The following is an 11,127-nucleotide window of genomic DNA, read 5'->3' on the forward strand; positions in this document are numbered from 1 at the left end:
TCGGCGGCGGTTGAAGAGGTGGTTGACAGCGGTTTGAAACGCTGTAGAATTCGCCTCCCGCTAACGAGAAGCTGGATGTTGGTCGGGGTTGCAAGTGGTTGAGTAGAAAGAACTTCTTCGGAAAGAACTTCGAAAAACAGCTTGACGTAAGATGAGGCTGCTGTAGAATGCGCGCCTCGGTTGAGACGAAAGACTTAACCACCCGCTCTTTAACAACTGAATCAAGCAATTCGTGTGGGTGCTTGTGAGGTAAGACTGCTAGTCGCAAGATTATCAGCATCACAAGTAACACTCGTTAATTTGAGAGTTTTTTGTCGATTGCTGAGCTAAGTTTAGGGTTTTTTCAAAACCCAAGCAGTATTGAACTGAAGAGTTTGATCATGGCTCAGATTGAACGCTGGCGGCAGGCCTAACACATGCAAGTCGAGCGGTAGAGAGAAGCTTGCTTCTCTTGAGAGCGGCGGACGGGTGAGTAATGCCTAGGAATCTGCCTAGTGGTGGGGGATAACGTTCGGAAACGGACGCTAATACCGCATACGTCCTACGGGAGAAAGCGGGGGACCTTCGGGCCTCGCGCCATTAGATGAGCCTAGGTCGGATTAGCTAGTTGGTGAGGTAATGGCTCACCAAGGCGACGATCCGTAACTGGTCTGAGAGGATGATCAGTCACACTGGAACTGAGACACGGTCCAGACTCCTACGGGAGGCAGCAGTGGGGAATATTGGACAATGGGCGAAAGCCTGATCCAGCCATGCCGCGTGTGTGAAGAAGGTCTTCGGATTGTAAAGCACTTTAAGTTGGGAGGAAGGGTAGTAACTTAATACGTTGCTATTTTGACGTTACCGACAGAATAAGCACCGGCTAACTTCGTGCCAGCAGCCGCGGTAATACGAAGGGTGCAAGCGTTAATCGGAATTACTGGGCGTAAAGCGCGCGTAGGTGGTTCAGTAAGTTGGATGTGAAATCCCCGGGCTCAACCTGGGAACTGCATCCAAAACTGCTGGACTAGAGTACGGTAGAGGGTGGTGGAATTTCCTGTGTAGCGGTGAAATGCGTAGATATAGGAAGGAACACCAGTGGCGAAGGCGACCACCTGGACTGATACTGACACTGAGGTGCGAAAGCGTGGGGAGCAAACAGGATTAGATACCCTGGTAGTCCACGCCGTAAACGATGTCAACTAGCCGTTGGGAGTCTTGAACTCTTAGTGGCGCAGCTAACGCATTAAGTTGACCGCCTGGGGAGTACGGCCGCAAGGTTAAAACTCAAATGAATTGACGGGGGCCCGCACAAGCGGTGGAGCATGTGGTTTAATTCGAAGCAACGCGAAGAACCTTACCTGGCCTTGACATGCTGAGAACTTTCTAGAGATAGATTGGTGCCTTCGGGAACTCAGACACAGGTGCTGCATGGCTGTCGTCAGCTCGTGTCGTGAGATGTTGGGTTAAGTCCCGTAACGAGCGCAACCCTTGTCCTTAGTTACCAGCACGTTATGGTGGGAACTCTAAGGAGACTGCCGGTGACAAACCGGAGGAAGGTGGGGATGACGTCAAGTCATCATGGCCCTTACGGCCAGGGCTACACACGTGCTACAATGGTCGGTACAAAGGGTTGCCAAGCCGCGAGGTGGAGCTAATCCCATAAAACCGATCGTAGTCCGGATCGCAGTCTGCAACTCGACTGCGTGAAGTCGGAATCGCTAGTAATCGTGAATCAGAATGTCACGGTGAATACGTTCCCGGGCCTTGTACACACCGCCCGTCACACCATGGGAGTGGGTTGCACCAGAAGTAGCTAGTCTAACCTTCGGGAGGACGGTTACCACGGTGTGATTCATGACTGGGGTGAAGTCGTAACAAGGTAGCCGTAGGGGAACCTGCGGCTGGATCACCTCCTTAATCGAAGACTTCAGCTTCTTCATAAGTTCCCACACGAATTGCTTGATTCATTGAAAAAGACGATTGGGTCTGTAGCTCAGTTGGTTAGAGCGCACCCCTGATAAGGGTGAGGTCGGCAGTTCGAATCTGCCCAGACCCACCAATTGTTGTGGGGTTTGGCCTTGTACGAATATGGGGCCATAGCTCAGCTGGGAGAGCGCCTGCCTTGCACGCAGGAGGTCAGCGGTTCGATCCCGCTTGGCTCCACCACTTACAGCACACGTTGAGAGTTCAGAAATGAGCGTTCCTACTGCAAGTAGATGAATGTTGATTTCTGGTCTTTGACCAGTACGAATATCGTTCTTTAAAAATTTGGGTATGTGATAGAAGTGACTGATTAATTACTTTCACTGGTAATTAATTTGGTCAAGGTAAAATTTGTAGTTCTCAATTGCAAATTTTCGGCGAATGTCGTCTTCACGTTAGAGACAGTAACCAGATTGCTTGGGGTTATATGGTCAAGTGAAGAAGCGCATACGGTGGATGCCTTGGCAGTCAGAGGCGATGAAAGACGTTGTAGCCTGCGATAAGCTCCGGGGAGTCGGCAAACAGACTTTGATCCGGAGATCTCTGAATGGGGGAACCCAGCCAGCATAAGCTGGTTATTACACACTGAATACATAGGTGTGTAAGGCGAACCAGGGGAACTGAAACATCTAAGTACCCTGAGGAATAGAAATCAACCGAGATTCCCTTAGTAGTGGCGAGCGAACGGGGACTAGCCCTTAAGTGGCTTTGAGATTAGTGGAAGGCTCTGGAAAGTGCCGCCGTAGTGGGTGATAGCCCCGTACACGAAAATCTCTTAGTCATGAAATCGAGTAGGACGGAGCACGAGAAACTTTGTCTGAATATGGGGGGACCATCCTCCAAGGCTAAATACTACTGACTGACCGATAGTGAACTAGTACCGTGAGGGAAAGGCGAAAAGAACCCCGGAGAGGGGAGTGAAATAGATCCTGAAACCGTATGCGTACAAGCAGTGGGAGCCCACTTTGTTGGGTGACTGCGTACCTTTTGTATAATGGGTCAGCGACTTATATTCAGTGGCGAGCTTAACCGAATAGGGGAGGCGTAGCGAAAGCGAGTCTTAATAGGGCGTTTAGTCGCTGGGTATAGACCCGAAACCGGGCGATCTATCCATGGGCAGGTTGAAGGTTGGGTAACACTAACTGGAGGACCGAACCGACTACCGTTGAAAAGTTAGCGGATGACCTGTGGATCGGAGTGAAAGGCTAATCAAGCTCGGAGATAGCTGGTTCTCCTCGAAAGCTATTTAGGTAGCGCCTCGTGTATCACTGTTGGGGGTAGAGCACTGTTTCGGCTAGGGGGTCATCCCGACTTACCAAACCGATGCAAACTCCGAATACCAACAAGTGTCAGCACGGGAGACACACGGCGGGTGCTAACGTCCGTCGTGAAAAGGGAAACAACCCAGACCGTCAGCTAAGGTCCCAAAGTTATGGTTAAGTGGGAAACGATGTGGGAAGGCTTAGACAGCTAGGAGGTTGGCTTAGAAGCAGCCACCCTTTAAAGAAAGCGTAATAGCTCACTAGTCGAGTCGGCCTGCGCGGAAGATGTAACGGGGCTCAAACCATACACCGAAGCTACGGGTTCATCTTAGGATGAGCGGTAGAGGAGCGTTCTGTAAGCCTGTGAAGGTGAGTTGAGAAGCTTGCTGGAGGTATCAGAAGTGCGAATGCTGACATGAGTAACGACAATGGGAGTGAAAAACTCCCACGCCGAAAGACCAAGGTTTCCTGCGCAACGTTAATCGACGCAGGGTGAGTCGGCCCCTAAGGCGAGGCAGAAATGCGTAGTCGATGGGAAACGGGTTAATATTCCCGTACTTCTAATTACTGCGATGGAGGGACGGAGAAGGCTAGGCCAGCACGGCGTTGGTTGTCCGTGTTTAAGGTGGTAGGCTGAATGCTTAGGTAAATCCGGGCGTTCAAGGCCGAGAACTGATGACGAGTTGTCTTTTAGATGACGAAGTGGTTGATGCCATGCTTCCAGGAAAAGCTTCTAAGCTTCAGGTAATTAGGAACCGTACCCCAAACCGACACAGGTGGTTAGGTAGAGAATACCAAGGCGCTTGAGAGAACTCGGGTGAAGGAACTAGGCAAAATGGCACCGTAACTTCGGGAGAAGGTGCGCCGGTGAGGGTGAAGTATTTACTACGTAAGCCCATGCCGGTCGAAGATACCAGGCCGCTGCGACTGTTTATTAAAAACACAGCACTCTGCAAACACGAAAGTGGACGTATAGGGTGTGACGCCTGCCCGGTGCCGGAAGGTTAATTGATGGGGTTAGCTAACGCGAAGCTCTTGATCGAAGCCCCGGTAAACGGCGGCCGTAACTATAACGGTCCTAAGGTAGCGAAATTCCTTGTCGGGTAAGTTCCGACCTGCACGAATGGCGTAACGATGGCGGCGCTGTCTCCACCCGAGACTCAGTGAAATTGAAATCGCTGTGAAGATGCAGTGTATCCGCGGCTAGACGGAAAGACCCCGTGAACCTTTACTATAGCTTTGCACTGGACTTTGAGTTTACTTGTGTAGGATAGGTGGGAGGCTTTGAAGCGTGGACGCCAGTTCGCGTGGAGCCAACCTTGAAATACCACCCTGGTAACCTTGAGGTTCTAACTCTGGTCCGTTATCCGGATCGAGGACAGTGTATGGTGGGTAGTTTGACTGGGGCGGTCTCCTCCTAAAGAGTAACGGAGGAGTACGAAGGTGCGCTCAGACCGGTCGGAAATCGGTCGTAGAGTATAAAGGCAAAAGCGCGCTTGACTGCGAGACAGACACGTCGAGCAGGTACGAAAGTAGGTCTTAGTGATCCGGTGGTTCTGTATGGAAGGGCCATCGCTCAACGGATAAAAGGTACTCCGGGGATAACAGGCTGATACCGCCCAAGAGTTCATATCGACGGCGGTGTTTGGCACCTCGATGTCGGCTCATCACATCCTGGGGCTGAAGCCGGTCCCAAGGGTATGGCTGTTCGCCATTTAAAGTGGTACGCGAGCTGGGTTTAGAACGTCGTGAGACAGTTCGGTCCCTATCTGCCGTGGACGTTTGAGATTTGAGAGGGGCTGCTCCTAGTACGAGAGGACCGGAGTGGACGAACCTCTGGTGTTCCGGTTGTCACGCCAGTGGCATTGCCGGGTAGCTATGTTCGGAAAAGATAACCGCTGAAAGCATCTAAGCGGGAAACTTGCCTCGAGATGAGATCTCACTGGAACCTTGAGTTCCCTAAAGGGCCGTCGAAGACTACGACGTTGATAGGTTGGGTGTGTAAGCGCTGTGAGGCGTTGAGCTAACCAATACTAATTGCCCGTGAGGCTTGACCATATAACACCCAAACAATTTGATGTTTGCGTGTCTCTATGAAGACTGCAACAGCCGAAAATTTGCACGACTACAAAACCTTTATCACATACCCAATTCGGGATAGCGTTTCACGACGACATCCCAGCTGAATCGCTTGACGACCATAGAGCATTGGAACCACCTGATCCCATCCCGAACTCAGTAGTGAAACGATGCATCGCCGATGGTAGTGTGGGGTTTCCCCATGTGAGAGTAGGTCATCGTCAAGCACCTATACCAAAACCCCCGATCAGGAAACTGGTCGGGGGTTTTACTATTAGTACAAGCATGAAGTTTTTGAGCGATCAAAACTCACGGCTGAAGAGTTATGTAATGCAAGTGGTTGAGTAGAAAGAACTTCTTCGGAAAGAACTTCGAAAAACAGCTTGACGTAAGATGAGGCTGCTGTAGAATGCGCGCCTCGGTTGAGACGAAAGACTTAACCACCCGCTCTTTAACAACTGAATCAAGCAATTCGTGTGGGTGCTTGTGAGGTAAGACTGCTAGTCGCAAGATTATCAGCATCACAAGTAACACTCGTTAATTTGAGAGTTTTTTGTCGATTGCTGAGCTAAGTTTAGGGTTTTTTCAAAACCCAAGCAGTATTGAACTGAAGAGTTTGATCATGGCTCAGATTGAACGCTGGCGGCAGGCCTAACACATGCAAGTCGAGCGGTAGAGAGAAGCTTGCTTCTCTTGAGAGCGGCGGACGGGTGAGTAATGCCTAGGAATCTGCCTAGTGGTGGGGGATAACGTTCGGAAACGGACGCTAATACCGCATACGTCCTACGGGAGAAAGCGGGGGACCTTCGGGCCTCGCGCCATTAGATGAGCCTAGGTCGGATTAGCTAGTTGGTGAGGTAATGGCTCACCAAGGCGACGATCCGTAACTGGTCTGAGAGGATGATCAGTCACACTGGAACTGAGACACGGTCCAGACTCCTACGGGAGGCAGCAGTGGGGAATATTGGACAATGGGCGAAAGCCTGATCCAGCCATGCCGCGTGTGTGAAGAAGGTCTTCGGATTGTAAAGCACTTTAAGTTGGGAGGAAGGGTAGTAACTTAATACGTTGCTATTTTGACGTTACCGACAGAATAAGCACCGGCTAACTTCGTGCCAGCAGCCGCGGTAATACGAAGGGTGCAAGCGTTAATCGGAATTACTGGGCGTAAAGCGCGCGTAGGTGGTTCAGTAAGTTGGATGTGAAATCCCCGGGCTCAACCTGGGAACTGCATCCAAAACTGCTGGACTAGAGTACGGTAGAGGGTGGTGGAATTTCCTGTGTAGCGGTGAAATGCGTAGATATAGGAAGGAACACCAGTGGCGAAGGCGACCACCTGGACTGATACTGACACTGAGGTGCGAAAGCGTGGGGAGCAAACAGGATTAGATACCCTGGTAGTCCACGCCGTAAACGATGTCAACTAGCCGTTGGGAGTCTTGAACTCTTAGTGGCGCAGCTAACGCATTAAGTTGACCGCCTGGGGAGTACGGCCGCAAGGTTAAAACTCAAATGAATTGACGGGGGCCCGCACAAGCGGTGGAGCATGTGGTTTAATTCGAAGCAACGCGAAGAACCTTACCTGGCCTTGACATGCTGAGAACTTTCTAGAGATAGATTGGTGCCTTCGGGAACTCAGACACAGGTGCTGCATGGCTGTCGTCAGCTCGTGTCGTGAGATGTTGGGTTAAGTCCCGTAACGAGCGCAACCCTTGTCCTTAGTTACCAGCACGTTATGGTGGGAACTCTAAGGAGACTGCCGGTGACAAACCGGAGGAAGGTGGGGATGACGTCAAGTCATCATGGCCCTTACGGCCAGGGCTACACACGTGCTACAATGGTCGGTACAAAGGGTTGCCAAGCCGCGAGGTGGAGCTAATCCCATAAAACCGATCGTAGTCCGGATCGCAGTCTGCAACTCGACTGCGTGAAGTCGGAATCGCTAGTAATCGTGAATCAGAATGTCACGGTGAATACGTTCCCGGGCCTTGTACACACCGCCCGTCACACCATGGGAGTGGGTTGCACCAGAAGTAGCTAGTCTAACCTTCGGGAGGACGGTTACCACGGTGTGATTCATGACTGGGGTGAAGTCGTAACAAGGTAGCCGTAGGGGAACCTGCGGCTGGATCACCTCCTTAATCGAAGACTTCAGCTTCTTCATAAGTTCCCACACGAATTGCTTGATTCATTGAAAAAGACGATTGGGTCTGTAGCTCAGTTGGTTAGAGCGCACCCCTGATAAGGGTGAGGTCGGCAGTTCGAATCTGCCCAGACCCACCAATTGTTGTGGGGTTTGGCCTTGTACGAATATGGGGCCATAGCTCAGCTGGGAGAGCGCCTGCCTTGCACGCAGGAGGTCAGCGGTTCGATCCCGCTTGGCTCCACCACTTACAGCACACGTTGAGAGTTCAGAAATGAGCGTTCCTACTGCAAGTAGATGAATGTTGATTTCTGGTCTTTGACCAGTACGAATATCGTTCTTTAAAAATTTGGGTATGTGATAGAAGTGACTGATTAATTACTTTCACTGGTAATTAATTTGGTCAAGGTAAAATTTGTAGTTCTCAATTGCAAATTTTCGGCGAATGTCGTCTTCACGTTAGAGACAGTAACCAGATTGCTTGGGGTTATATGGTCAAGTGAAGAAGCGCATACGGTGGATGCCTTGGCAGTCAGAGGCGATGAAAGACGTTGTAGCCTGCGATAAGCTCCGGGGAGTCGGCAAACAGACTTTGATCCGGAGATCTCTGAATGGGGGAACCCAGCCAGCATAAGCTGGTTATTACACACTGAATACATAGGTGTGTAAGGCGAACCAGGGGAACTGAAACATCTAAGTACCCTGAGGAATAGAAATCAACCGAGATTCCCTTAGTAGTGGCGAGCGAACGGGGACTAGCCCTTAAGTGGCTTTGAGATTAGTGGAAGGCTCTGGAAAGTGCCGCCGTAGTGGGTGATAGCCCCGTACACGAAAATCTCTTAGTCATGAAATCGAGTAGGACGGAGCACGAGAAACTTTGTCTGAATATGGGGGGACCATCCTCCAAGGCTAAATACTACTGACTGACCGATAGTGAACTAGTACCGTGAGGGAAAGGCGAAAAGAACCCCGGAGAGGGGAGTGAAATAGATCCTGAAACCGTATGCGTACAAGCAGTGGGAGCCCACTTTGTTGGGTGACTGCGTACCTTTTGTATAATGGGTCAGCGACTTATATTCAGTGGCGAGCTTAACCGAATAGGGGAGGCGTAGCGAAAGCGAGTCTTAATAGGGCGTTTAGTCGCTGGGTATAGACCCGAAACCGGGCGATCTATCCATGGGCAGGTTGAAGGTTGGGTAACACTAACTGGAGGACCGAACCGACTACCGTTGAAAAGTTAGCGGATGACCTGTGGATCGGAGTGAAAGGCTAATCAAGCTCGGAGATAGCTGGTTCTCCTCGAAAGCTATTTAGGTAGCGCCTCGTGTATCACTGTTGGGGGTAGAGCACTGTTTCGGCTAGGGGGTCATCCCGACTTACCAAACCGATGCAAACTCCGAATACCAACAAGTGTCAGCACGGGAGACACACGGCGGGTGCTAACGTCCGTCGTGAAAAGGGAAACAACCCAGACCGTCAGCTAAGGTCCCAAAGTTATGGTTAAGTGGGAAACGATGTGGGAAGGCTTAGACAGCTAGGAGGTTGGCTTAGAAGCAGCCACCCTTTAAAGAAAGCGTAATAGCTCACTAGTCGAGTCGGCCTGCGCGGAAGATGTAACGGGGCTCAAACCATACACCGAAGCTACGGGTTCATCTTAGGATGAGCGGTAGAGGAGCGTTCTGTAAGCCTGTGAAGGTGAGTTGAGAAGCTTGCTGGAGGTATCAGAAGTGCGAATGCTGACATGAGTAACGACAATGGGAGTGAAAAACTCCCACGCCGAAAGACCAAGGTTTCCTGCGCAACGTTAATCGACGCAGGGTGAGTCGGCCCCTAAGGCGAGGCAGAAATGCGTAGTCGATGGGAAACGGGTTAATATTCCCGTACTTCTAATTACTGCGATGGAGGGACGGAGAAGGCTAGGCCAGCACGGCGTTGGTTGTCCGTGTTTAAGGTGGTAGGCTGAATGCTTAGGTAAATCCGGGCGTTCAAGGCCGAGAACTGATGACGAGTTGTCTTTTAGATGACGAAGTGGTTGATGCCATGCTTCCAGGAAAAGCTTCTAAGCTTCAGGTAATTAGGAACCGTACCCCAAACCGACACAGGTGGTTAGGTAGAGAATACCAAGGCGCTTGAGAGAACTCGGGTGAAGGAACTAGGCAAAATGGCACCGTAACTTCGGGAGAAGGTGCGCCGGTGAGGGTGAAGTATTTACTACGTAAGCCCATGCCGGTCGAAGATACCAGGCCGCTGCGACTGTTTATTAAAAACACAGCACTCTGCAAACACGAAAGTGGACGTATAGGGTGTGACGCCTGCCCGGTGCCGGAAGGTTAATTGATGGGGTTAGCTAACGCGAAGCTCTTGATCGAAGCCCCGGTAAACGGCGGCCGTAACTATAACGGTCCTAAGGTAGCGAAATTCCTTGTCGGGTAAGTTCCGACCTGCACGAATGGCGTAACGATGGCGGCGCTGTCTCCACCCGAGACTCAGTGAAATTGAAATCGCTGTGAAGATGCAGTGTATCCGCGGCTAGACGGAAAGACCCCGTGAACCTTTACTATAGCTTTGCACTGGACTTTGAGTTTACTTGTGTAGGATAGGTGGGAGGCTTTGAAGCGTGGACGCCAGTTCGCGTGGAGCCAACCTTGAAATACCACCCTGGTAACCTTGAGGTTCTAACTCTGGTCCGTTATCCGGATCGAGGACAGTGTATGGTGGGTAGTTTGACTGGGGCGGTCTCCTCCTAAAGAGTAACGGAGGAGTACGAAGGTGCGCTCAGACCGGTCGGAAATCGGTCGTAGAGTATAAAGGCAAAAGCGCGCTTGACTGCGAGACAGACACGTCGAGCAGGTACGAAAGTAGGTCTTAGTGATCCGGTGGTTCTGTATGGAAGGGCCATCGCTCAACGGATAAAAGGTACTCCGGGGATAACAGGCTGATACCGCCCAAGAGTTCATATCGACGGCGGTGTTTGGCACCTCGATGTCGGCTCATCACATCCTGGGGCTGAAGCCGGTCCCAAGGGTATGGCTGTTCGCCATTTAAAGTGGTACGCGAGCTGGGTTTAGAACGTCGTGAGACAGTTCGGTCCCTATCTGCCGTGGACGTTTGAGATTTGAGAGGGGCTGCTCCTAGTACGAGAGGACCGGAGTGGACGAACCTCTGGTGTTCCGGTTGTCACGCCAGTGGCATTGCCGGGTAGCTATGTTCGGAAAAGATAACCGCTGAAAGCATCTAAGCGGGAAACTTGCCTCGAGATGAGATCTCACTGGAACCTTGAGTTCCCTAAAGGGCCGTCGAAGACTACGACGTTGATAGGTTGGGTGTGTAAGCGCTGTGAGGCGTTGAGCTAACCAATACTAATTGCCCGTGAGGCTTGACCATATAACACCCAAACAATTTGATGTTTGCGTGTCTCTATGAAGACTGCAACAGCCGAAAATTTGCACGACTACAAAACCTTTATCACATACCCAATTCGGGATAGCGTTTCACGACGACATCCCAGCTGAATCGCTTGACGACCATAGAGCATTGGAACCACCTGATCCCATCCCGAACTCAGTAGTGAAACGATGCATCGCCGATGGTAGTGTGGGGTTTCCCCATGTGAGAGTAGGTCATCGTCAAGCACCTATACCAAAACCCCCGATCAGGAAACTGGTCGGGGGTTTTACT

Annotated in this window: 4 tRNA genes and 6 rRNA genes; all 10 read left to right on the top strand. The window is 51.1% G+C overall.

What is annotated here, in order from left to right:
* Window positions 1–362 precede the first annotated feature (362 nt).
* The 10 genes from AACY13_RS22425 to rrf (AACY13_RS22470) all read left to right on the top strand — a co-directional run bounded on the left by AACY13_RS22425 (window position 363) and on the right by rrf (AACY13_RS22470) (window position 11,081).
* Window positions 363–1,899: ribosomal RNA gene (locus tag AACY13_RS22425) — 16S ribosomal RNA — on the top strand.
* A 65-nt stretch (window positions 1,900–1,964) separates the two neighbouring features.
* Window positions 1,965–2,041, top strand: a tRNA-Ile gene (locus tag AACY13_RS22430).
* A 31-nt stretch (window positions 2,042–2,072) separates the two neighbouring features.
* Window positions 2,073–2,148 (top strand) — tRNA-Ala (locus tag AACY13_RS22435).
* A gap of 246 nt (window positions 2,149–2,394) precedes the next feature.
* Window positions 2,395–5,285 (top strand): 23S ribosomal RNA (locus tag AACY13_RS22440).
* Window positions 5,286–5,417: 132 nt separating this feature from the next.
* A 5S ribosomal RNA gene (rrf, locus tag AACY13_RS22445) occupies window positions 5,418–5,533 on the top strand.
* A gap of 377 nt (window positions 5,534–5,910) precedes the next feature.
* Window positions 5,911–7,447 (top strand): 16S ribosomal RNA (locus AACY13_RS22450).
* 65 nt (window positions 7,448–7,512) lie between these two features.
* Window positions 7,513–7,589, top strand: a tRNA-Ile gene (locus AACY13_RS22455).
* Window positions 7,590–7,620: 31 nt separating this feature from the next.
* Window positions 7,621–7,696 (top strand) — tRNA-Ala (locus AACY13_RS22460).
* A gap of 246 nt (window positions 7,697–7,942) precedes the next feature.
* Window positions 7,943–10,833: ribosomal RNA gene (locus AACY13_RS22465) — 23S ribosomal RNA — on the top strand.
* Window positions 10,834–10,965: 132 nt separating this feature from the next.
* A 5S ribosomal RNA gene (gene rrf / locus AACY13_RS22470) occupies window positions 10,966–11,081 on the top strand.
* Together the 16S, 23S and 5S rRNA genes with 4 tRNA genes alongside form the textbook arrangement of a ribosomal RNA operon.
* Window positions 11,082–11,127 lie beyond the last annotated feature (46 nt).

This window comes from Pseudomonas sp. EA_105y_Pfl2_R69, assembly GCF_963970915.1.
Taxonomy (GTDB): domain Bacteria; phylum Pseudomonadota; class Gammaproteobacteria; order Pseudomonadales; family Pseudomonadaceae; genus Aquipseudomonas.